Here is a 21,706-nt window from a genome sequence, read left to right on the forward strand (position 1 = left end):
CCCGCTTGAGCGCGCCGCCGCCGTGGCGGCGCTTTCCGTTTCCTTCCCGAAAGGCCCCTCCCATGAAACGCCGCACGGTCCTCAGCGCCACCCTCGTGCTGTCAGCCACTGCCGCCCTCCCCGCCCTGGCCCAGGACGCCTGGCCGTCCCGGGCGGTCAAGTTCGTCTGCAACTTCCCGGCGGGCGGCCCGCTGGACGTGCTGGCGCGCGCCGTGGCCGACGTGCTGCAGCGCGAACTGAAGCAGCCGTTCGTGGTGGAGAACAAGGCCGGCGCCGGCGGCAACATCGGCGCCGACGCGGTGGCCAAGGCCGACGCCGACGGCTACACGGTGCTGTTCGGCATCGATTCGACGTTCACCGTCAACCCGCACATCTACAAGTCGATGGCGTTCAAGCCGGCCGACCTGCGGCCGCTGGTGATCGTCAGCTCCTCGGGCCTGCTGCTCGGCGCCAACCCGGCCAGCGGCTTCAGGACCCTGGCCGACCTGGTGGCGGCCGGCAAGGACAAGGGCGTGACCTTCAGCAGCGCCGGCAGCGGCAGCCCCGGCCACCTGGCGGCCGCGATGGCCATCGACGCCACCGGCATGAAGATCACGCACGTGCCGTACAAGGGCAATGCGCCGGCGGTGACCGCGGTCCTGTCGGGCGAAGTCACCGGCGGCGTGCTGGCCACCCCCGGCATGCTGCCGCACGTGAAGGCCGGCAAGATCACGGCACTGGCCGTCACCAGCAGCAAGCGATCGCAACTGGCCCCCGACGTGCCGACGGTGGCCGAGGCCGGCCTGCCGCAACTGGAGCAGGAGGTGCTGTACCTGGCGATGCTGCCGGCGGGCACGCCCGAGCCGGTCGCCCAGGCGGTGCAGAAGGCCATCGCCGAGGCCGTGGTCCGGCCCGAGATCAAGACCCGCCTCGCCAGCCTGGACATGCACTACGAAGGGACGGCCGGCGCCGCCGCCGGCAAGCGCCTGGTGGCCCTGTCGGACCGCTACGGCTCGGTGATCCGCAAGACCGGCATGAGGGTCGAATGACAAGCGCCGCCACCGGCCGCGAGCGCCGGCCCAACGTCATCTTCATCGTCGCCGACGACCTCGGTTTTGCCGACCTCGGCTGCTACGGCGGGCGCGAGGCGGCGTTCGGCCCGGTCTCGCCGGTGCTGGACGGCCTGGCCGCCAACGGGCTGCGGCTGACCGAGGGCTATGCCAATTCGCCGGTCTGCTCGCCCACCCGCTTTGCGCTGATCACGGCGCGCTACCAGTACCGGCTGCGCGGCGCCGCCGAGGAGCCGATCAACAGCCGCAGCAGGGGCAGCACCACGCTGGGCCTGCCGCCGCAGGTGCCGACGCTGCCCTCGCTGCTGCGCGATGCCGGCTACCGCACCGCGCTGGTCGGCAAGTGGCACCTGGGCTATCCGCCCGCGTTCGGGCCGCTGCGATCGGGCTACGAGGAATACTTCGGCCCGATGTCGGGTGGGGTGGACTACTTCACCCACTGCAGCAGCAACGGCTCGCACGACCTGTTCTTCGGCGAGGAGGAGCGGCACGAGGAGGGCTACCTCACCGACCTGCTGTCGCAGCGCGCCGTGGACTACGTCGAGCGCATGGCCCGGCAGGACGCGCCCTTCTTCCTCAGCCTGCACTACACCGCGCCGCACTGGCCCTGGGAGACGCGCGACGACGCGGCGGTCGCGGCCGAGGTCAAGGACAACCTGTTCCACCTGCACGGCGGCAACATCCACACCTACCGCCGCATGATCCACCACATGGACGAAGGCATCGGCTGGGTGATGGACGCGCTGCGCCGCACCGGGCTGGCCGACGACACGCTGGTGGTCTTCACCAGCGACAACGGCGGCGAGCGCTTCTCCGACAACTGGCCGCTGGTGGGCGGCAAGATGGACCTGACCGAAGGCGGCATCCGCGTGCCCTGGATCGCGCACTGGCCGCGCGTGATCGCGCCCGGCCGCACCAGCGCCCAGCACTGCATGAGCATGGACTGGTCGGCGACCGTGCTCGATGCCGCCGGCGCCGCGGCGCACCCCGACTACCCGCTCGACGGCGTGTCGCTGCTGCCGGTGCTGCGCCAACCCGGCTGCGAGTTCGAGCGGCCGCTGTACTGGCGCATGAACCACCGCGGCCAGCGCGCGCTGCGCGCCGGCCGCTGGAAGTACCTGCGGGTGGACGGCCACGACTACCTGTTCGACATCCCGGCCGACGAACGCGAGCGCGCCAACCTGGCCGCGCGCGATCCGCAGCGCCTGGCCCGCCTGCGCGAGGACTGGGAAGCCTGGAACGCCGGCATGCCGCCGATCCCGGCCGACGCCACCATCAGCCTGGGCTACGGCTACGCCGACATGCCGCAGCGCTGAGCCGGCGCGGCGGCTCGCGTAAGCTCGGCGCATGCCCCGCTTGTCTCGCTGGTTTCCCTTCCTGAATTGGCCCCGGCCCACGCCGGCCCTGCTGCGCGGCGAGGTGGCCGCGGCGCTCACCGTGGCGGTGGTCATGGTCCCGCAGTCGGTGGCCTACGCCAACCTGGCCGGCATGCCGCTGGTCACCGGCCTTTACGCGACCTTCCTGCCGATGCTGGCGGCGGTGCTGTTCAGCGCCTCGACCCGGCTGTCGGTCGGCCCCTCGGCCCTGAGCAGCGTGCTGGTGGGCGCCTCGCTGATCGGCATGGCCGAGCCCGGCAGCGCCCAGTGGATCGCGCTGGCCGTGTGGCTGGCGCTGCTGGCCGGGGCCATGCAACTGGTGGTGGGCGGCACCGGCTCGGCCTGGGTGCTGAACCTGGTCAGCTCGCCGGTGCTGACCGGCTTCAGCCAGGCCGCCGCCGTGCTGATCATCGCCTCGCAACTGCCGGGCCTGCTGGGGCTGCAAGGGCCCCTGTCCTCGCTGCTGGAGGGACCTCGCTTCGAATGGGAGGGCATGGCCTATGGCCTGGTCAGCCTCGCCCTGTTCGAGCTGGGCAAGCGCAAGTTTCCGCGGCTGCCGATGGTGCTGCTGGTGCTGGCCGCGGCCGGCGCGCTGAGTGCGTACACCGGCTACGACGGCCGCGGCAGGGTGGTCGGCGAATTGCCGGCCGGGCTGCCATCGCTGTACTGGCCCGGCTGGCCGGGCTGGGAATCGCTGCGCGAGCTGCTGGCGCCGGCGCTGGTGCTGGCGCTGGTCAGTTCGCTGGAGATGGCGGCCAGCGCCAAGATCGAGAACCAGAAGGAAGGCCGGCGCTGGGACGCCAACCAGGACCTGGTCGGCCAGGGCGTGGGCAAGCTGGTCTCCGGCCTGTCGGGCAGCTTTCCCACCAGCACCTCGTTCTCGCGCTCGGCCATCACGCTCTACGCGGGGGCCAAGACGGGCTGGGCCACGGTGGCCGCCACGGCCATCGTGCTGGTGGTGCTGGTGGCGCTGACGCCCGCGCTCTACCACGTGCCGTCGGCGGCCCTGGCGGCCGTGGTGGTGGCCGCCGTCATGGGCATGATCAAGCCGCGCGTGTTCAAGGCGCTGTGGCAGGTCAACCGGGTCGAGGCGGTTACGGCCGCCGTCACCTTCGCCATCACGGTGCTGTCGGCGCCGCGCATCTACTGGGGCGTGCTGACCGGCGTGCTGCTGGGACTGGCGCACTTCCTGTACCTGCGCCTGCACCCGCGCATCATCGAAGTCGGCCTGCACCCGGACGGCAGCCTGCGCGACCGCCACCTGTGGGGCCTGGCTCCGCTGGCGGGGCAGGCCTACGCGCTGCGGATGGACGCGGAGCTCGACTTCGCCTCCGCCACCGCGCTGGAACGCGCCCTGGTCGAGCACCTCGCGGCCTACCCCGACACCCGCCACGTCTGCCTGTTCGCCCAGCCGATTAACCGCGTCGACGCCACCGGGGTCGAGGTGTTCGGCGCCCTGCGCAAGCTGCTGCAGGGCCGCGGCATCACCCTGCACATCAGCGGGATGAAGATGCCGGTGGAGCAGGTGCTGCGCCGGGCGGGCGAACTGCCCGAGGGCCCGCAGCTGCGCCTGTACCGCACCGACATCGAGGCGCTGCAGGCCTTCGGCCGCCTCAGCGCCTGAAGGCGAAGTGCTTGCTGCCCAGGTAGTTGACGGCCAGGGCCGCGATGGAGGCGATCGCGAACGGCACGATCGGCTGCGCCGCCATCCGGGCCGACGCCAGCACCAGGCCGGTGTAGATGCCGAAGTTGACGCCGGTGCCCAGCAGGCTCACGGCCAGGTACCGGCCCAGGCTGCGCAGCAGGCCGGCGCCGGGTTGCGGGAAGGTGAAGCCGCGGTGCAGCCACCAGGTCACCAGCACCGCCACCGGAAAGGAGACGGCGCGCGCGGCGATCGGGCCCCAGCCGAAGCCGGACACCAGGGCCTGCAGCAAGCCGCCATCCACCACGAAACCGACGCCACCGACCAGGCTGAAGCGCAGCCAGGCCGGCAGCGGCGCGCTGCGCCCGGGCCGCGTCACACCAGGCCCCGGAAATCGAGCAGTCGGGTGGCCACCCCCAGCGCCACCACCGCCAGGACGACGGCGGCACTGGCCAGCAGCGGCCGCGGGCGCCGCCGCAGCATCCCGCCCAGCAGCGGCAGCACGGCCAGCGTGGCCAGCATCACGGCCAGCAGCGACCAGTAGTGGTAGCGCATGTCGGTGGCGACCCCGATCAGCAGGTAGGCACCCGAATAGCTGAGGGCCGAGACCGCCAGCACGCGGGCGAAGGCCGCCGCACCGGCCGGCGGCTCGCCGCGCAGCAGCGCCAGCAGGCAGGCCGCCCAGGCCAGCCAGGTCACCGGCCAGATGCCCGGGTTCTTGCGCACGATGTCCAGCTTCACGTCGCGCGCCGTCACCACTTCCAGCGGCGGGTGGGCCGGATCGCCGGTGCGGTACTCCGGCGTCAGGCGGATGTGCTTGGGCGGCACCGCGAACAGCAGCGCCGAGTTGAAGTGCTTGAGCCGGTGCTGCAAGTAGGCGAGCGGGTGGGTCGCGATGCTGCGCAGCCATTGCGCCTCGAGGCCGTCGGGCAGCGTCGCCATCGGCGCACCGGCCGGCCGGTGCACCTGGGCGGCGCAGCGCCCCCAGGGGCTGAAGCTGTCCCACCAATAGGGCGAATAGCAGGCGCGCAACTGCTCGCGCGTGAAGGTGGCGCGCGGTTCCATCACGCGCGGGTCGCCGGCGTGGACGGCGATGCCCGCCAGGTCGTAGAGGAACAGCGATTGCGTTGCATGTTCGGCCTTGGGCTGGAACAGCCACTGGTTGGCGAACTGGCTGACCGGCAGGGCCAGCACCGCGACGACCACCGCTGCCGCCATCAGGCGCGCGTTGCGCAGCCAGTCCGCCGGCGCCAGCGCGTACAGCAGCAGCGGCCCCAGCCCGAACAGCGCGTTGGTGCGCACCATCGCCCCATAGAACACCAGCAGGGCCACCGCGGTGCCGATCGCCACCGGCATCCGCCGCTGCTGGGACCGATGCCAGTACAGCAGGCCGGCAGCCGCCAGCCAGGCGACCGCCATGCCCACGTCCTTGACCACCTGCGCGTTCACGTACAGGAACGGCGGGAAGGCGCCGGCCAGCAGCACCGCGCACGCCAGGCGCCGGTGGCCGCCGCGCCGCACCGCGTCGGCGACCAGGCCGAATCCGAGCCAGTACAGGGCCAGGTGCAGCAGCAGCAAAGGCGCCGGGCCGTCGCCGAACAGGCGCAACCAGGACCACAGCCAGGCCATGATGGGCGGGTGCCAGTCGCCGTATTCGCCGGAGATCGCCTGGCGGTACTGGCCGATCGAGTCGTTGTTCATCACGCCCGGGAAGTGCAGCGCCGCGTTGGCCAGGAACAAGCCGAATGCGAGCGCGGCAAGCCCCCAGCCGGCCGGCACTCCCGCAGCGGCGTGCTCGTCCGCCTCGCGCTGCCAGCCGGACAGCAGGAATCCCGGGTTCTTGGTCTGCATGGCCGGGCCGTCAGGACACAACCAGCGGGGCCGGCGGCAGGGTGGCGGCGTCGCCGCTGTCGGCCGGCGTGGCGCGGGGCGGACGCCGCCGCGTGCCCGCCGTGGCATGGACGTCGCGCAGCCCGCCGGGCCAGCGCGGCGCGGGGATGTCCAGATAGGCCAGCCGCTTGAGCTCGCGGCGCGAGTGCGTCACGGTGTCCAGGATCAGCCCGCACACCAGCGAGAGCGCCGCCATCAGCATGAGGCCGACCGACAGGATGGCGGTGGGAAAGCGCGGCACCAGGCCGGTGCGCAGCCACTCCAGCACGATTGGCACCGACAGGCCGACGGACAGCAAGGCCAGCAGGATGCAGGTGGTGCCGAAGAAGGCCAGCGGGCGTTCTTCCTTCACCAGCAGCGCGATCATGCGCAGGATGCGCAGGCCGTCGCGGATGGTGTTGAGCTTGGAGGCGGACCCCTCGGGCCGCTCCTTGTAGCGGGTCGGGACTTCCGCCGTCTTCATGCGCAACTCGAGCGCATGCACCGTCAGCTCGGTCTCGATCTCGAAGCCGCTGGAGGTGGCCGGGAACGACTTGACGAAGCGCCGCGAGAACACGCGATACCCCGACAGCATGTCCTCGAATTGCCGGCCGAAGATCAGCTGCACCAGGCCGGTGAGCAGGCGGTTGCCGAAGCGGTGGCCGAAACGGTAGGCCTCCTTGACCTCGGTAATGCGCGCGCCGTTGACCATGTCGAGCTGGTTGTCCAGCAGGGTGCGCACCAGCTTCGGCGCATCGGCCGCGCAATAGGTGTCGTCGCCGTCGACCAGCACGAACACGTCGGCATCGATGTCGCTGAACATGCGCCGCATCACGTTGCCCTTGCCGGCAAAGGGCTCGTGGCCGACGATGGCCCCGGCCTGCGCGGCGACGGCGGCAGTGCGGTCGCTGGAGGCGTTGTCGTACACGTGGATGCGCGCCGCGGGCAGGGCGCGGCGGAAGTCCGACACCACGCGGCCGATCGCCACCTCCTCGTTGTAGCAGGGGATCACGACAGCGATATCGACGGCGTTCAGGTCAAGGTCCATGCGGGGCACTCCAGGGTCCAGGGCGCGGCCGACTGGCGTGCGGCACGCGCTGATGTCGGGCCATGCTAGGACCGGACTGCCGGGCTGGGGGGCGCGCTGGCCCGTTCGGGCCATGGCTCGACCGGAAAGACCCGATCCGGCCGAGCTCAGGCGCTGACGATCCAGCCTTCGAGCGGATCGAGCTCTTCGGGCAGGCCGTAGCGCGGCGGCCCTTCGCGCTGGGCCCAGGCGGCCTGCAGCAGGCACAGCACGGCGTCGAGCGAATCGCCGCTGGCATCCTGGACCAGCGACTCGCGCTGCGCGTGGCTGACCTTCAGGTGCAGGCCCAGGCGCGTGGCGCCGGCCTCCAGCGCCGCGACGATGTCCTTGCGGGCGACCAGCCGCTCGGGGGTCTGCTTGCGACGCTCGTCGCTCTTGTAGCTGCGCCGGGCCACCAGCTCGCGGGCCAGCAGGCCGGGGTAGGCCTCCAGCGCCACCCGCGTGCGGTCGCCGTCGCGCAGGCCGGGGATGTGGACGCCGGCCTGGACCAGCCGCGGGACGCCCGCGTGCAGCATCCATGCCACCGGCGGGTTGACCCACTTCATCGACGGGCTGGAGCCGGCGCGCCGGTCGAAGGCCCGGTGCGCGAACTTGGCGCCGGCCGGCCGGGCCTCGCACCAGGCGGCGAAGATCTCGCGGATGCGCGGGCGTTCCAGGCTGGCGTAGTGGGCCATGCAGGCGTCCCACTGCAGCGGCCAGCCCAGGTCCTCGACCAGCGCGCGCGGCAGCCCGAAGGGCACATCGAAGCCGCCGACCCAGGGCCCGGGCGTGTGCAGCCAGCGGGCGAAGTTTTCCAGCGTGGGGATGTGCTGCAGCCGATCGAGCGTGACGCGCGCTCCGGCCGCATGGCCGAAGGCCAGCACGATCGGCTTGCGCGGGCTTGGGCTGCTGGAGAAGTCGCAGCCGACCAGCAGCGGGCCGGCGCCGGGCGCGGTCACGCCGGCGGCGCTTCGCCCAGGGCCGCGCGCAATTCCGCCGGCATCGGCAGGCTGCGCAGCGGCGAGCCCGGACCCGCCTGGTAGCGGCACCACACGCGCGATTCGCTGCCGCGCGCCAGCAGCTTGTCCTGGCCCTGCAGGAAGAACTCGTACTGCAGCCCGAAGGAGCTGCGGCCCAGCCGAGCCACCGAGACACGCACCTCGCAGGTGTCGCCGAAGGTCGGCGAGCTCACGAAGGCGCACTGCGAATCGACCAGCGGCATGGCCAGGTGCTCGTCGCGCATGCGCTGCGCCGGCCAGCCGCACCGGGCCAGAAGGGAGCCGGCCGCGGCGTCCATCCAGTGGTAGTAGGTCGGGTAGAAGATGATGCCGGCGGGGTCGCACTCGCCCCAGGCCACCACGCGGGACTCTTGAAAGATCCGTGCCATGCGGGGCAAAAGGTTCAGCTGCGGTTGCAGATGGAGGCCGAGGCCATCAGGTCCTCCAGCAGCGCCAGCGACACCTTGCCCGAGGCGGCATAGGGATCCAGCTCCGCCTGCTCGGAGTACTTGAGCAGGATGTTCTGGTTGACCTTGTCGAGGTTGACCATGCCCATGGTCCAGCCGCCGAAGCGGCGCTCGGTGATTTCCTCGTAGTGCAGCAGCGCGACGTCCTTGTGGCGCGGGTCCTTCTGGATCTCGCCGAACAGGTGCGACACCGGCATGCGACCACCCTCGATGCACTGCAGGAAGATGCCGCCGCCGTAGCACAGAATGCCGGTGATGCCGCAGGCGGGGTTCTGCCCCCGCGCCTGCGCCAGGATCGCCTCGACCGCGGCCGGCGAGGCGTCCACGGCCCGGCTGCAATACAGCAGGCGCACCAGCATGATCAGCCTCCGTTGCGCTTCGGAATCAGGGCCAGGAATTCGCGGCGCAGCGCGGGATCCTTCAGGAACACGCCGCGCATGACCGAATTGATCATCTTGCTGTCCATGTCCTTCACCCCGCGCCAGGCCATGCAGTAGTGGCTGGCCTCCATCACGATGGCCAGGCCGTCGGGCTGGGTCTTTTCCATGATCAGGTCGGCCAGCTGCACCACCGCCTCTTCCTGGATCTGCGGGCGGCCCATCACCCATTCGGCCAGCCGCGCGTACTTGGACAGCCCGATCACGTTGGTGTGCTCGTTCGGCATGATGCCGATCCACACCTTGCCGATCACCGGGCAGAAGTGGTGGCTGCAGGCCGAGCGCACGGTGATCGGGCCGACGATCATCAGCTCGTTCAGGTGCTCGGCGTTGGGAAACTCGGTGATGCTGGGGTTCTTGACGTAGCGGCCGCGGAACACCTCGCTGAGGTACATGCGGGCCACCCGCCGGGCGGTGCCCGCGGTGTTGTGGTCGCTCTCGGTGTCGATCACCATGCTGTCGAGCACGCCCTGCAGCTTGACCTCAACTTCCTTGAGCAACGCGTCCAGCTCGCCGGGTTCGATGAAGTCGGCGATGTTGTCGTTGGAATGGAAGCGCTTGCGCGCGGCCTGCAGCCGCTCGCGGATCTTCACCGACACGGGCGTGCCCTCGTCGGCGGCCGCGGGGACCAGCGAGCTCGGTTCGGCTTTCATGAGCATGGGCGATCCTAACACCGGGGGATTTTCCGCCCGACTGCTGCGGGCATGGGGGACCACCAGGCCGACTCAGCCCGGGGCGGCCAGCAGCGCCTCCAGGTCGGCCAGGGTATTGGCCTCGCGCAGCGGCTTGTCGTGCCGGATGCGCAGCATCCGGGGAAACCGGACCGCGATCCCGCTGCGGTGCCGGCTGCTGCGGTTGATGCCCTCGAAGCCCAGCTCGAACACGAGGGCTGGCCGCACGCTGCGCACCGGGCCGAACTTCTCGAGGGTGCTGCGGCGGATCAGGGCATCGACTTCGCGGAACTCGGCGTCCGTCAGGCCCGAGTAGGCCTTGGCGAACGGCACCAGCTGCAGGGCGCCGGGCCGGGGCGGCTCCTTGCGGGCGATGGCCTGCAGCAGGTCGTCGACCTCAACCTGGTCGCGCGGCTCGCGGCTCCAGACGGCGAACGTGTAGTCGGTGTAGACCGAGGCGCGCCGGCCGTGTCCGGCCTGGGCATAGACCAGCACGCAGTCCACGCTCATCGGATCGATCTTCCATTTCCACCACAGCCCGTCGGCCTTGGTGCGGCCGGTTCCGTACGCCGCATCCAGCCGCTTGAGCATGAAGCCTTCCACGCCGCGTTCGCGCGAGCGCTCGCGCAGTTGCGCAAAGGCCGCCCAGGACGACGCAGCCTCCACCGGCGACAGCTTGAAGCCGGTGCCGGCCAGCAGCGCTTCCAGCCGCCGGCGCCGCTCGCGTTGCGGCAGCGTGCGAATGTCCGTGCCGCCCTGCTCCAGCAGGTCGTAGGCCATGTAGGTGACGGGCGCCTCGGCCAGCACCTTGCGGGTGAGGTTCTTGCGCCCGATGCGCTGCTGCAGCAGGGAAAACGGCGCCGGCCGGCCCGGTCCGGCCCCCTCCGCCTGCCAGACCAGGATCTCGCCGTCCAGCACCGTGCCGTCGGGCAGCGCCTGCGCCAGGCTCACGATCTCGGGAAAGCGCTCGGTCACCAGTTCCTCGCCGCGCGACCACACCCAGACCTGCCCCTGCCGCTTGAGCAGCTGGCCGCGGATGCCGTCGTACTTCCACTCGACCTGCCAGTCGGCCACCGGCCCCAGCCGCGAGGCGAATACCTCCGCCGGAGCATCGAGTTGGTGCGCGAGGAAGAAGGGATAGGGCTGGCCGGCGTCGGCCGGCGCAGCCGCGCCGCCCTCCTCCGCCTGCGCCAGCAGCGCGGCAAAGCGTCCGGCCGAGGGCATCGCCTTGCCGTCGGTGTAGCCCATCATGCGCTGCGCGATCCGCTTGGGGTCGAGGCCGGCGTGCGCGGCCAGGGCGCGCTGCACCAGCAGCTTGCTGACGCCGACCCGGAAGCCGCCGCCCACCAGCTTGGTCAGCAGGAACCGGCCCGTGTCGTCCAGCTCGCGCCAGTAGCCGCGCAGGCGCTCGCCGATCTCCGCCGGCGGCAGCCCGCGCAGCGGCAGCAGGCGCTGCTCGACCCATTCGGCCAGGCCCACGTCCGAGCCGGCCCCGCGGTCCGGCAGCACATGGGCGATGGTCTCGGCCAGGTCGCCCACGGCCTGGTAGCACTCGTCGAACAGCCAGGGCGCGATCCCGGCCTCCTCGCAGGCCAGTTGCGCCAGCAGCGCCATCGGCACCACCTGGCGCGGCTTGCCGCCGGCCAGGAAATAGACCGCCCAGGCCGCGTCGGCGGCCGGAACCGCCGCGAAGTAGCGCTGCAACGCATCGACCTTGGCGTTGGTCGAGGTCGTGGCGTCCAGCTCGGAGAACAGCTGCGAGAAGCGCTTCACGGCCCCACCTGCGGCGTCTCGGACGCCTGGTCGGCCTCGATGCGGTCGTCGCCGTACTCGGTGTCGAAGGATTCGGCCGCCAGCCCCTGCTCGCTCAGGTAGCGCACCATGGCCGCCGAGCCGCCATGGGTGACGATCACGCGCGGCGCGCCGGTGGCCGCGATGGCCCCGAGCAGCCCGGGCCAGTCGGCATGGTCGGACAGCACGAAGCCGCGGTCGTAGCCGCCGCGCCGGCGGGCGCCGCGCAGCTGCATCCAGCCGCTGGCGAAGGCCGTGCCGGCATCGCCGAAGCGCCGCATCCAGGGGCTGGCCATGGCGCTGGGCGGGCACAGCACCAGCGCCCGCCGCAGTTCGCTGCGGTCCTGCACCTCGGTGGCGATGCGCGTGTCCGGCAGTGCCACGCCGGCTGCGCGATAGGCGTCGTTGAGCGGCTGCACCGCGCCGTGCACGAGGACCGGCCCGATGGTCGGATCGACGCCGGCCAGGATGCGCTGGGCCTTGCCGAAGCTGTAGCAGCCCAGCACGCTGGCACGGCCGGCGAGCACGTTGCGCGCCCACCAGTCGTTGACCGAGGCGAACAGCTCGGCATCCGGCCGCCAGCGGTAGATCGGCAGGCCGAAGGTGGACTCGGTGATGAAGACCTCGCAACGCACCGGCTCGAAGGGCGCGCAGGTAGGGTCCGGCGCCACCTTGTAGTCGCCGCTGGCGACCCACACGCGGCCGCCGTGCTCGAGCCGCACCTGGGCCGAGCCCAGCACGTGGCCGGCCGGATGCAGCGACAGGCGCACGCCGTGGTGCGTGATCGCTTCGCCGTAGCCCAGCAACTGCAGGTCGATGTCGCCCAGCCGGGCGCGCAGCACGCCTTCGGCCGCCGCCGCTGCCAGGTAGTGGCCGTTGCCGATGCGGGCGTGGTCGGCGTGCGCGTGCGTGATCACGGCGCGCGCCACCGGCCGCCACGGGTCGATGAAGAAGTCCCCTGGCGGGCAGTACAGCCCTTCGGGCCGCTGGACGACCAGGTCCTGCATGGCCTACCAGTAGGTGCGCTTGCCCTGGATCGCGAGCGCCAGCCGCATCAGCGCCAGCGCGATGCGCTCGAGCACCCGCTCGCGCAGCGGGCGCAGTGCGTACTGCGCCGGGTCCATGCGCTGGCCTTCGCGCGCCACCGCATCCAGCAGGCGCGTGCGCAGCAACTGGGCGAAGGCGCGGTCCTCGATCAGCACGTTGGCCTCGCGCGCCAGCAGCAGGCTGAGCGGGTCGATGTTGGACGAGCCGACGGTGGCCCAGCGCCCATCGACCACCGCCACCTTGGCGTGCAGGAAGCTGGGCGAGTACTCGTGGATGTCGATGCCGGCGCGCAGCAGCGTGCCGTAGACCGGCCGCGCCGCGTAGTACTGCATGAAGTATTCGTAGCGGCCCTGCAGCAGCAGGATCACCTTGACGCCGCGGCGCGCGGCGCTCACCAGCGCCTTGCGCATCTTCTGGCCCGGCACGAAGTAGGCATTGGCGATGATCACCTCGGAGCGCGCGCGGCCGATGGCGCGGCGGTAGGCGCGCTCGATGTCGGTGCGGTGCCGCAGGTTGTCGCGCAGCACCAGCGCGGCGCGGCTGCCCACGCGCAGCGCCGGCGGCTGCACCGGCAAGGGCGGCAATCGCCGGCCGCGCAGGGTCGTCAGCGCGCCGGCCAGGCCGCCGTGACGAAGCTCGTCGAACGCGCGCATGCGCTGCCACAGGTGCAGCATGGCCGAACGCGCCTGCTCCACCAGCGGTCCGGCGACCTGCACCGCGAAATCCAGCCGGGGCGCATCGAGTGCGCCGTGGTTGGGGTCGTGCAGGTCGTCCAGGATGTTGATGCCGCCGCAGAAGGCGACCTGCCCGTCGACCACGCACAGCTTGCGGTGCAGCCGCCGCCAGCTCGCCGGCCGCAGCACGCCCAGGCGGCCGGGCGGCGCGTAGATGCGCCAGTCCACGCCGGCGGCCAGCAGGCGCAGGCGCCAGGCCGGCGGCGGCTCGCCGCTGCCGAAGCCGTCGGCCACCACGCGCACGTGCACGCCCCGACGCGCCGCGCGCTCCAGCGCCCACGCCACCTCGGCGCTGTCGCCCTCGAAGTCGAAGATGTAGGTCTCCAGCCAGACCTCCTGCCGCGCCGCGTCGATGGCCGCCACCAGCGCCGGGAAATACTCGCCGCTGCCCTCCAGCAGGCGCAGCGTGTGGCCGGTGCGCAGCGGCGGAATCCGTTGCGCCATGACCGTCAGACCTTGAAAGTCGCGATCAGCGGCAGGTGGTCGGACATCTGCCCCCACACGCGCCCGCGCGGGATCTCCACGCCCTGGGGCTTGAGCCCGCGCGCGTAGACGTAGTCGAGCTGGGCCAGCGGCAGGCGCGAGGGATAAGTACGCGCCTTGTGGTCCATGAAGTCGCGCAAGCCGATCTCCTTCATGGCCGGGCGCAGCTTGCCGCCCCAGTCGTTGAGGTCGCCGCCGACCAGCAGCGGCGCCGTGCGCGGGACCTCGCGCTCGATGAACCGGGCCAGCTGCTCGACCTGCCGGCTGCGGCTGCCGGCGATCAGCCCCAGGTGCAGCACGATCACGTGCACGTCCAGCCGGTCGACCTTGACCTGCACGTGCAGCAGCCCGCGCTGCTCGAAGCGGTGGTCGGACATGTCCTCGTGGCCGTGCGACACCACCGGCCAGCGCGACAGCAGCGCATTGCCGTGCTCGCCGTGCCGGGTGGTGGCGTTGGTCTGGTACACCGCCGCATAGCCTTCGGGGCACAGGAATTCGGCCTGCGGCAGCTCCGGCCAGCGGTTGAAGTAACGCTGCTCGCGGCGGTGCAACTTGCGCACCTCCTGCAAGCACACGATGTCGGCGTCGAGCTGCTCGACCGCGTGGCCCAGGTTGTGGATCTCCAGCCGCCTCGTCGGACCGTACCCCTGGACGCCCTTGTGGATGTTGTAAGTGGCGATGCGCAACACCGTCATGCCACAAATTGTGGCAGCAGCAGGATGGCTTCGGCGTTGGACGGCGAAAAGCAGGCGTCGGCCGCTTCACGCCAGGACAGCCAGCGAAAGGCCGTGTGCTCGCGCGGTTCGAGCCTGACCTCGGTGCCGGCCGGCACCTGCAGGCCGAACACGTGCTCGGTGTTGTGCGTCACCCCGGGCGCGTAGCGGTGCCGCCAGCGCGGGTAGATCTCGTAGACGTTCTCCAGGCCCCAGTCGCGCAGCACGCCGGCGCGGGCATCGATGCCGGTTTCCTCGAACACCTCGCGCACGGCGGTCTGCTCAAGGGGTTCGTCGTCGGTCGCCCTGGAACCGGTGACCGACTGCCAGAACCCCGGCGCGTCCGCGCGGTTGATCAGCAACACCTCCAGGGCGGGGGTGTGGATCACGACGAGGACGGACCGGGGGATCTTGAAGGGACGGGGCACCCGCGCATTCTGCCCACGGAAGGCGGCGCCGCGGCGATCACCAACGCGTCGATCCCGGGAGCAGCGAAAGGCCACTCGGCGCCGCTCGCATGAGCGCAGCCGGCGCGTTGCACTGGATCCTCCGCCTTCGCGGAGGATGACCTTCGAGGCGAGGCTTTAGGCCGCTTGCGGATTGCGCAGCCGGATGTGCAGCTCGCGCAGCTGCTTCTCGTCCACCGGGCCCGGCGCCTGCGTCAGCAGGTCCTGCGCGCGCTGGGTCTTGGGGAAGGCGATCACATCGCGCAGGCTGTCGGCGCCGGTCATCAGCATGACGAAGCGGTCCAGGCCGATGGCGATGCCGCCGTGCGGTGGCGCGCCGTACTGCAGCGCATCGAGCAGGAAGCCGAACTTGGCCTGCGCCTCCTCCGGACCGATCTTGAGCGCGCGGAACACCTTGCTCTGCACGTCCTCGCGGTGGATCCGCACCGAGCCGCCGCCCAGCTCGATGCCGTTGAGCACGGCGTCGTAGGCCTTGGCCACGCAGCGGCCGGGGTCGCTCTCCAGCCAGTCCTCGTGGCCGTCCTTGGGCGAGGTGAAGGGGTGGTGCACCGCGTTCCAGCGCTGGGCGTCGTCGTCGAACTCGAACATCGGGAAGTCCACCACCCACAGCGGCTTCCACTCGCCCTCCAGCAGGCCGTGCGACTTGCCGAAATCGCTGTGGCCGATCTTCACGCGCAGCGCGCCGATCGCGTCGTTGACCACCTTGGCCTTGTCGGCGCCGAAGAAGACCAGGTCGCCGTCCTGCGCGCCGGTGCGCTTGATGATTTCGGCCAGCGCGGCGTCGTGCATGTTCTTCACGATGGGCGACTGCAGGCCGTCACGCCCCTTGGCGGCTTCGTTGACCTTGATCCAGGCCAACCCCTTGGCGCCGTAGATCTTGACGAACTCGGTGTAGCCGTCGATCTCGCCGCGGCTCATCTCGGCGCCGCCGGGGATGCGCAGGCCCACCACCCGGCCGTCGGCCGCGTTGGCCGGGCCCGAGAACACCTTGAAGTCGACGTCCTTCATCACGTCGGTCAGCTCGGTGAACTCGAGCTGCACGCGCAGGTCGGGCTTGTCGGAGCCGTACAGCCGCATGGCGTCGACGTGCTTCATCACCGGAAAGGCGCCGATGTCGATGCCCAGCACGTTCTGGAAGGTGCTGCGGATCATGCCCTCGAACATGGTGCGGATCTCCTCCTCCTTCAGGAAGGAGGTCTCCACGTCGATCTGGGTGAACTCGGGCTGGCGGTCGGCGCGCAGGTCCTCGTCGCGGAAGCACTTGGTGATCTGGTAGTAGCGGTCGAAACCCGACACCATCAGCAGCTGCTTGAACAGCTGGGGCGACTGCGGCAGCGCGAAGAACATGCCGTCGTGCACGCGGCTGGGCACCAGGTAGTCGCGCGCGCCCTCGGGCGTGCTCTTGGTGAGCATGGGCGTCTCGATGTCGATGAAGCCGTTGGCATCGAGGAACTTGCGCACCTCCATCGTCACCTTGTAGCGCAGCATCAGGTTCTTCTGCATGTACGGCCGGCGCAGGTCCAGCACGCGATGCTGCAGTCGGGTGGTCTCCGACAGGTTCTCGTCGTCGAGCTGGAACGGCGGCGTGACCGACGGGTTGAGCACCGTCAGTTCGTGGCACAGCACCTCGATCTTGCCGCTGCGCAGGCTGTCGTTGGTGGTGCCGGCCGGGCGCGCGCGCACCAGCCCCCGGACCTGCACGCAGAACTCGTTGCGCAGGCCCTCGGCGGCCTTGAACATCTCCGGCCGGTCGGGGTCGCAGACGACCTGGACGTAGCCTTCCCGGTCGCGCAGATCCACGAAGATCACCCCGCCGTGGTCGCGCCGGCGGTTCACCCAGCCGCACAGGGTCACGGTCTGGCCAAGCAGCGACTCGTCGACGAGGCCGCAATAGGTGGTGCGCATTTCTTGTGAAGACATGGGGAGCAAACCTGGAAAAAGGGGTGGGCCGGCCGCCGCAGACGGCCGCTAGCGTGCCTCGGGGAGCGCGGGCGGTGCGGCCGTGACCGCGGGCGCGCCCGCGGGGCCGGCGGGAACCACCACGCCCATGGAGATCACGTAGCGCAGCGCCTCGTCGACGCTCATCTTCAGCTCGATGCAGTCCTTGCGGGGCAGGAGCACGAAGTAGCCCCCCGTGGGGTTGGGCGTGGTCGGGACGTAGACGCTGACGAAATCGTCGTGCAGGTGGTTGGCCACGTCACCGGCGGGGCTGCCGGTGATCAGCGCGATGGTCCAGACGCCGGGGCGCGGCCACTCGACCAGCACCGCGGTGCGAAAGGCGTTGCCCGAAGGCGAGAACAGGGTGTCGGAGACCTGCTTGACGCTGGAATAGATCGACCGCACCACCGGGATGCGGTGCAGGACGGCATCGCTCCACTCCACCAGCTTGCGCCCGACGATGTTGCTGGTGACGGCGCCGACCGCCAGCAGGATGACCAGCGCGAGCAGCACGCCCAGTCCGGGAATGCGGTGTCCCAGCAGCCGGTCGGGCTGCCAGGCGTCGGGCAGGATCAGCAGGGTCTGGTCGAGCGTGCCGACGATCCACTGCAGCACCCACAAGGTGATGCCCAGCGGGGCCAGGACAAGCAGGCCGGCGAACAGCCAACGGCGGAGGGCGGCCATCGCGGTCCTGGTGCGTAAGGGGTTCAGTGGCAGCCGCAGGCGCTGCCGCAACCGCCGGCCGAGGCGGCGGGCGAGTCGGACTTGGCCGGCGCGGCGTCGGAGGACTTGGTGTCGGAAGAGGCCTTCTCGGCCGGCTTGGCATCGCCGCCGCCGCTGGCGCCCTCAGCGGCCGGCGCCTTGGCCGCGCCGCCACTGCCGTTGCGGAAGTCCGTCACGTACCAGCCGGAGCCCTTGAGCTGGAAGCCGGCGGCGGTGAGCTGCTTGGAAAAGGCGTCTGCCCCGCAGGCGGGGCAGGTGGTCAGCGGCGCATCGGACAGCTTCTGCAGGACGTCCTTGGCATGGCCGCAGGAGCCGCATTTGTAGGCATAGATGGGCATGGCAGGAAGGCGGATCGCCGGAGCGGCAAAGCCCTCAATTATAGGCGGGGGGCCGAAGCTCAAGCCCCCTCACCGGCACCCCGCCCTGGCCCTCAGGCCGCGACGTCGCCGGTCTCGAAGTGGTGCACGTGGCCCTTGTGGTTGGCGATCCACTGCGGCGCCAGCGATCCGCCCACCATGCCCGCGAAGGCCGCGATCAGGCCGGCCAGCTGCTGCGGGAACTGCTCGGCCAGCGGCGGGCTGACCACGAAGAACAGCCAGGTGCCCAGACCGCCGACCACCGAGAACAGGGCGCCCTGCGTGGTGGCACCGCGCCAGTAGAGCCCCATGACCAGCGGCACGAACGCGCCCACCAGCGGCACCTGGTAGGCGCCCGAGACGAGCTCGTAGATCGAGGTGCCCTGCATGACGATGGAATAGGTCAGCACGATCATGGTGAAGACCAGCACCGAGACGCGCATCGCCTTGAGCGTGGCCTTGTCGTCCATCGGCACGATGTTGCGCAGGATGTTCTCGACGAAGGTGGTCGACGGCGCCAGCAGCGTGGCCGACGCGGTGGACATGATTGCGGACAGCAGCGCGCCGAAGAACGCGATCTGCAGGATGGCCGGCATGCGCTGCATCACCAGGGTGGGCAGCACCTTCTGCGGATCGTCGGCCAGCAGGCGCGAGCCCTCGTCGCCCAGCACCATCACGGCGGCCGTGACGACGAACATCGGGATGAAGGCGAACAGCAGGTACAGCGTGCCGCCGATGATCGGGCCGCGCTGGGCGGTCTTGACGTCCTTGGCCGACATCACGCGCTGGAACACGTCCTGCTGCGGGATCGAGCCCAGCATCATGGTGATGGCGGCGGCGAAGAAGAAGGTCCAGGTCTTGGCGTCGCCGCCCTCGGGGAAGAACTGGAACTTGCCGTGGGTGGAGGCGTACTCGAACACCTTGCCGGCGCCGCCGGCCAGGTCGGCCGCGAACCACGCGATCGCCAGCAGGCCGGCGACGATCACGATCATCTGCATGAAGTCGGTCAGGGCCACCGACCACATGCCGCCGTACAGGGTGTAGACCAGCACGATGGCCGTGCCGATGACCATGCCGCCGGGCACCGACACCGCGTCGGGCATCAGCACGTGGAACACCAGGCCGAGCGCGGTGATCTGCGCCGCCACCCAGCCCAGGTAGCTGATGACGATCATGATCGAGCACAGGATCTCGACCACGCGGCCGTAGCGCTGGCGATAGTAGTCGGCCAGCGTCAGCAGGTTGCGCTGGTACAGCTTGTACGCGAAGAACATGCCGACCAGGATCAGGCACATGGAGGCGCCGAACGGGTCCTCCACCACTTCGCCCAGATTGCCCGACACGAAGCGGGCCGGCACGCCCAGCACCGTCTCGGAGCCGAACCAGGTGGCGAAGGTGGTGGCCACCACGATGGCCAGCGGCAGGCTGCGGCCGGCCAGGGCGTAGTCGGCGGTGTTGTGCACGCGCCGCGCGGCCAGCAGCCCGATGGCCACGGACAGCAGCAGGTAGAGCACGACGAAGGCGATCAGCATGGGGTGTTCTCCGGGGTGTCTTGCAGGTGCGGCCGTCTGGGCGGCCTGGGGCGCGATTATGGGCAACGAACCGGCCGGGACAATGCGGGCAAGCGCCAAGCCGGGGCGGCCCCTGGCTGGCCTAGAACAAGCGGCCGCGCACCAGCACCTGCATCGCCAGCAGGCCCAGGGTGAAGCCGATGCCGCCGTACAGGAAGGCCTGCAGCAGCCGGTTGGTGCGCCGCTGCTCCTCGAGCAGGGCCTCCCACTCGCGCCGGCCGCCGTCCGGGCGGCGCCGCAGGTAGTCGTACACCAGCCGCGGCAGTTCGGGGAACATCTTGGCGTAGCGCGGGGCCTGGTCGCGCAATTCGTCCAGCAGGCGCTGGGGGCCGACCTGCTCGAGCATCCAGCGCTCCAGGAACGGCTTGGCGGTGGCCCACAGGTCCAGCTCGGGGTCGAGCTGGCGGCCCAGCCCCTCGATGTTCAGCAGCGTCTTTTGCAGCAGCACCAGTTGCGGCTGGATCTCGACCTGGAAACGGCGCGAGGTCTGGAACAGCCGCATCAGCACCATGCCCAGCGAGATCTCCCTGAGGGGGCGGTCGAAGTACGGCTCGCAGACGGCCCGCACCGCCGCCTCCAGTTCATCGACGCGGGTTCCGGGCGGCACCCAGCCCGACTCGATGTGCAGCTCGGCCACCCGCTTGTAGTCGCGCCGGAAGAAGGCGTTGAAGTTCTGCGCCAGGTATTCCTTGTCGAACTCGGTGAGCGTGCCGATGATCCCGAAGTCCAGCGAGATGTAGCGCCCGAAGGTGGCCGGGTCCAGGCTGACCTGGATGTTGCCGGGGTGCATGTCGGCGTGGAAGAAGCCGTCGCGGAACACCTGGGTGAAGAAGATGGTGACGCCGTCGCGCGCCAGCTTGCGCAGGTCGACGCCGGCCTGCACCAGCTTCTCGGCCTGGCTGATCGGCACGCCGTACATGCGCTCCATCACGATCACCTCGGAGTGGCACCAGTCCCAGAACATCTCGGGGATCAGCACCAGGTCCAGGCCGTCCATGTTGCGGCGCAGTTGCGCCGCGTTGGCGGCCTCGCGCAGCAGGTCGAGCTCGTCGTGCAGGTACTTGTCGAACTCGGCGACCACCTCGCGCGGCTTCAGGCGCTTGGCGTCAGCCGACAGCCGCCCGATCCAGCCGGCCATCATCCGCATCAGCGCCAGGTCGTTCTCGATCACCGACAGCATGCCGGGACGCAGCACCTTGACCGCCACTTCGCGCGTGCGCCCTTCGCGGTCGCGCAGGGTGGCGAAGTGCACCTGGGCGATCGAGGCGCTGGCCACCGGCTCGCGCTCGAAGCTGGCGAAGATGCTTCCCACCGGGCGGCGAAACGCCCGCTCGATGGTGGCGATGGCCACGGCCGGATCGAACGGGGGCACCCGGTCCTGCAGCCGGGCCAGCTCGTCGGCGACGTCGCCCGGCAGCAGGTCGCGCCGGGTCGACAGGACCTGCCCGAACTTGACGAAGATGGGCCCCAGCCGCTCCAGCGCCTCGCGCAGGCGCTGGCCGCGCGGCGCATGCAAGCGGCGGCCGAAGCTGACGATGCGCGCCAGCCGGTGCAGCCAGGGCCGCTGGAAGCTGCTGAGGACGAGCTCGTCCAGCCCGTATCGCAGCGCCACCCAGAGGATGTAGGCGCCGCGCAGGTAGCGCGTCACGCCGGTCACTGGACCGCCGGGCCGGCGGGACCGGGCGCGCTGCCCGGCGCGCCGGTCGACGACGGCGCCCCGGAGGGCGCGGGCGACGGCGGCATGTTGCCGGGGCGGACGCCGACGAAGCGCCGCAGTGCATCGGCCATGGCGCGCGCGCCCTGCCCGATGGCATGGGCCGGCGCATCGCCGACCAGGCGCGACAGGTCCTCTTCCAGGTCCCAGCGCACGTGGTCGACCAGCCAGTTGACCTCGGCGGCGAATTGCACATCGCCTTCGATGCGCACCGGCGGCTTCTCGCCGCGCAACGCCGCCTGGGCCAGGCGCCAGGGCGAGTCATCGGTGACGGTCAGGGTCAGGTCGGGGGCGGCAGCGGCAGCCGCCAGGTCCAGCAGGCCGGCGCGGGTGGCAACCAGCCGGACCGTGAACATTCGCCAGCGGCCCTCGACGGTGCGGCCGGCCTGGCGGCGCAGCCGCTCCATGGCCTGCGGCTCCTGCATCAGCACGTGGTTGAGCAGCAGCACCAGGCGCCGCTGCGCCTCCTGCACCGCCCAGGGCGGCGGCGCCAGCCGCTGGCCTACTGCATCCAGCAGGCTGTCCACGAAGGGAAGAGGGGACCGTGTTGCCATGGTCCCGGATTATCACGGCAGTGCCGGGACGGCACGGCCG

The 21,706-nt window shown here is 70.9% G+C and carries 21 protein-coding genes; 3 read left to right on the forward strand and 18 right to left on the reverse strand.

The window, feature by feature from the left end; translation table 11 throughout:
- The first annotated feature begins 62 nt into the window (after window positions 1-62).
- Genes PE066_RS07635 through PE066_RS07645 form a run of 3 tightly spaced genes read left to right on the forward strand, consistent with a single transcriptional unit; the run spans window position 63 to window position 4,049 of the window.
- Window positions 63-1,028: a Bug family tripartite tricarboxylate transporter substrate binding protein gene (locus tag PE066_RS07635; protein WP_271235954.1), complete on the forward strand. Its 966-nt coding sequence runs from the start codon at window positions 63-65 to the stop codon at window positions 1,026-1,028.
- A complete protein-coding gene (locus PE066_RS07640; RefSeq protein WP_271235955.1) occupies window positions 1,025-2,365 on the forward strand; it encodes a sulfatase family protein in 1,341 nt (446 codons plus the stop codon). The genes PE066_RS07635 and PE066_RS07640 overlap by 4 nt, the downstream gene beginning before the upstream one ends.
- Before the next feature lie 31 nt (window positions 2,366-2,396).
- On the forward strand, window positions 2,397-4,049 hold the full coding sequence (locus tag PE066_RS07645; RefSeq protein WP_271235956.1) for a SulP family inorganic anion transporter: 1,653 nt from the start codon (window positions 2,397-2,399) through the stop codon (window positions 4,047-4,049).
- Here the strand turns inward: PE066_RS07645 and PE066_RS07650 are convergent.
- From PE066_RS07650 to PE066_RS07735, 18 genes are all read right to left on the reverse strand, one after another.
- Window positions 4,039-4,446, reverse strand: a complete 408-nt coding sequence (locus PE066_RS07650; RefSeq protein WP_271235957.1) for a GtrA family protein — start codon at window positions 4,444-4,446, stop codon at window positions 4,039-4,041. The two genes, PE066_RS07645 and PE066_RS07650, sit on opposite strands and share 11 nt — an antisense overlap.
- Window positions 4,443-5,918, reverse strand: a complete 1,476-nt coding sequence (locus PE066_RS07655; RefSeq protein ID WP_271235958.1) for a hypothetical protein — start codon at window positions 5,916-5,918, stop codon at window positions 4,443-4,445. Before PE066_RS07655 ends, PE066_RS07650 begins: the two co-directional genes overlap by 4 nt.
- 10 nt (window positions 5,919-5,928) lie before the next feature.
- The gene (locus PE066_RS07660) at window positions 5,929-6,984 is read right to left on the reverse strand and encodes a glycosyltransferase family 2 protein (protein WP_271235959.1); all 1,056 of its coding nucleotides are present in this window, start codon (window positions 6,982-6,984) and stop codon (window positions 5,929-5,931) included.
- Between the two features lie 146 nt (window positions 6,985-7,130).
- The gene (locus PE066_RS07665; protein WP_271235960.1) at window positions 7,131-7,961 is read right to left on the reverse strand and encodes a DUF429 domain-containing protein; all 831 of its coding nucleotides are present in this window, start codon (window positions 7,959-7,961) and stop codon (window positions 7,131-7,133) included.
- Window positions 7,958-8,389 carry an acyl-CoA thioesterase gene (locus PE066_RS07670; protein ID WP_271235961.1) on the reverse strand — a complete coding sequence of 144 codons (432 nt, stop codon included), beginning with the start codon at window positions 8,387-8,389 and terminating at the stop codon, window positions 7,958-7,960. Before PE066_RS07670 ends, PE066_RS07665 begins: the two co-directional genes overlap by 4 nt.
- 14 nt (window positions 8,390-8,403) lie before the next feature.
- Window positions 8,404-8,826, reverse strand: coding sequence for a BLUF domain-containing protein (locus tag PE066_RS07675; RefSeq protein ID WP_271235962.1), 423 nt, complete (start codon window positions 8,824-8,826; stop codon window positions 8,404-8,406).
- A gap of 2 nt (window positions 8,827-8,828) precedes the next feature.
- Complete coding sequence (folE, locus tag PE066_RS07680; RefSeq protein WP_440480586.1) at window positions 8,829-9,563, reverse strand: GTP cyclohydrolase I; 735 nt, start codon at window positions 9,561-9,563, stop codon at window positions 8,829-8,831.
- A gap of 66 nt (window positions 9,564-9,629) precedes the next feature.
- On the reverse strand, window positions 9,630-11,348 hold the full coding sequence (locus tag PE066_RS07685; protein ID WP_271235964.1) for an ATP-dependent DNA ligase: 1,719 nt from the start codon (window positions 11,346-11,348) through the stop codon (window positions 9,630-9,632).
- The gene (locus tag PE066_RS07690; protein ID WP_271235965.1) at window positions 11,345-12,373 is read right to left on the reverse strand and encodes a ligase-associated DNA damage response exonuclease; all 1,029 of its coding nucleotides are present in this window, start codon (window positions 12,371-12,373) and stop codon (window positions 11,345-11,347) included. Before PE066_RS07690 ends, PE066_RS07685 begins: the two co-directional genes overlap by 4 nt.
- Before the next feature lie 3 nt (window positions 12,374-12,376).
- The gene (gene clsB / locus PE066_RS07695; RefSeq protein ID WP_271235966.1) at window positions 12,377-13,591 is read right to left on the reverse strand and encodes a cardiolipin synthase ClsB; all 1,215 of its coding nucleotides are present in this window, start codon (window positions 13,589-13,591) and stop codon (window positions 12,377-12,379) included.
- 5 nt (window positions 13,592-13,596) lie between these two features.
- On the reverse strand, window positions 13,597-14,325 hold the full coding sequence (locus PE066_RS07700) for an endonuclease/exonuclease/phosphatase family protein (RefSeq protein WP_271235967.1): 729 nt from the start codon (window positions 14,323-14,325) through the stop codon (window positions 13,597-13,599).
- On the reverse strand, window positions 14,322-14,771 hold the full coding sequence (gene nudB / locus PE066_RS07705; protein WP_271235968.1) for a dihydroneopterin triphosphate diphosphatase: 450 nt from the start codon (window positions 14,769-14,771) through the stop codon (window positions 14,322-14,324). The genes PE066_RS07700 and nudB overlap by 4 nt, the downstream gene beginning before the upstream one ends.
- Before the next feature lie 156 nt (window positions 14,772-14,927).
- Entirely contained in the window at window positions 14,928-16,730 is a 1,803-nt protein-coding gene (gene aspS, locus PE066_RS07710) for an aspartate--tRNA ligase (protein WP_271235969.1), read from the reverse strand.
- 48 nt (window positions 16,731-16,778) lie between these two features.
- On the reverse strand, window positions 16,779-17,432 hold the full coding sequence (locus PE066_RS07715; RefSeq protein ID WP_271235970.1) for a DUF502 domain-containing protein: 654 nt from the start codon (window positions 17,430-17,432) through the stop codon (window positions 16,779-16,781).
- Window positions 17,433-17,455: 23 nt separating this feature from the next.
- On the reverse strand, window positions 17,456-17,809 hold the full coding sequence (locus PE066_RS07720) for an FmdB family zinc ribbon protein (RefSeq protein WP_271235971.1): 354 nt from the start codon (window positions 17,807-17,809) through the stop codon (window positions 17,456-17,458).
- Window positions 17,810-17,901: 92 nt separating this feature from the next.
- A complete protein-coding gene (locus PE066_RS07725; RefSeq protein ID WP_271235972.1) occupies window positions 17,902-19,359 on the reverse strand; it encodes a sodium:solute symporter family protein in 1,458 nt (485 codons plus the stop codon).
- 121 nt (window positions 19,360-19,480) lie between these two features.
- The gene (gene ubiB / locus PE066_RS07730) at window positions 19,481-21,046 is read right to left on the reverse strand and encodes a ubiquinone biosynthesis regulatory protein kinase UbiB (RefSeq protein ID WP_271235973.1); all 1,566 of its coding nucleotides are present in this window, start codon (window positions 21,044-21,046) and stop codon (window positions 19,481-19,483) included.
- Between the two features lie 5 nt (window positions 21,047-21,051).
- Window positions 21,052-21,666: a hypothetical protein gene (locus PE066_RS07735; protein ID WP_271235974.1), complete on the reverse strand. Its 615-nt coding sequence runs from the start codon at window positions 21,664-21,666 to the stop codon at window positions 21,052-21,054.
- Window positions 21,667-21,706: the final 40 nt, after the last annotated feature.

The organism is Ramlibacter tataouinensis (genome assembly GCF_027941915.1).
Classification (GTDB): domain Bacteria; phylum Pseudomonadota; class Gammaproteobacteria; order Burkholderiales; family Burkholderiaceae_C; genus Ramlibacter; species Ramlibacter tataouinensis_C.

Coding starts and splice junctions, on each gene's coding strand:
- PE066_RS07660 (WP_271235959.1), bottom strand. CDS start 6,984: ATGGACCTTGACCTGAACGCCGTCGATATCGCTGTCGTGATCCCCTGC.
- PE066_RS07675 (WP_271235962.1), bottom strand. CDS start 8,826: ATGCTGGTGCGCCTGCTGTATTGCAGCCGGGCCGTGGACGCCTCGCCG.
- aspS (WP_271235969.1), bottom strand. CDS start 16,730: ATGTCTTCACAAGAAATGCGCACCACCTATTGCGGCCTCGTCGACGAG.
- PE066_RS07635 (WP_271235954.1), top strand. CDS start 63: ATGAAACGCCGCACGGTCCTCAGCGCCACCCTCGTGCTGTCAGCCACT.
- PE066_RS07715 (WP_271235970.1), bottom strand. CDS start 17,432: ATGGCCGCCCTCCGCCGTTGGCTGTTCGCCGGCCTGCTTGTCCTGGCC.
- PE066_RS07655 (WP_271235958.1), bottom strand. CDS start 5,918: ATGCAGACCAAGAACCCGGGATTCCTGCTGTCCGGCTGGCAGCGCGAG.
- PE066_RS07720 (WP_271235971.1), bottom strand. CDS start 17,809: ATGCCCATCTATGCCTACAAATGCGGCTCCTGCGGCCATGCCAAGGAC.
- PE066_RS07690 (WP_271235965.1), bottom strand. CDS start 12,373: ATGCAGGACCTGGTCGTCCAGCGGCCCGAAGGGCTGTACTGCCCGCCA.
- PE066_RS07725 (WP_271235972.1), bottom strand. CDS start 19,359: ATGCTGATCGCCTTCGTCGTGCTCTACCTGCTGCTGTCCGTGGCCATC.
- PE066_RS07700 (WP_271235967.1), bottom strand. CDS start 14,325: ATGACGGTGTTGCGCATCGCCACTTACAACATCCACAAGGGCGTCCAG.
- PE066_RS07645 (WP_271235956.1), top strand. CDS start 2,397: ATGCCCCGCTTGTCTCGCTGGTTTCCCTTCCTGAATTGGCCCCGGCCC.
- PE066_RS07735 (WP_271235974.1), bottom strand. CDS start 21,666: ATGGCAACACGGTCCCCTCTTCCCTTCGTGGACAGCCTGCTGGATGCA.
- folE (WP_440480586.1), bottom strand. CDS start 9,563: ATGCTCATGAAAGCCGAACCGAGCTCGCTGGTCCCCGCGGCCGCCGAC.
- clsB (WP_271235966.1), bottom strand. CDS start 13,591: ATGGCGCAACGGATTCCGCCGCTGCGCACCGGCCACACGCTGCGCCTG.
- PE066_RS07670 (WP_271235961.1), bottom strand. CDS start 8,389: ATGGCACGGATCTTTCAAGAGTCCCGCGTGGTGGCCTGGGGCGAGTGC.
- PE066_RS07640 (WP_271235955.1), top strand. CDS start 1,025: ATGACAAGCGCCGCCACCGGCCGCGAGCGCCGGCCCAACGTCATCTTC.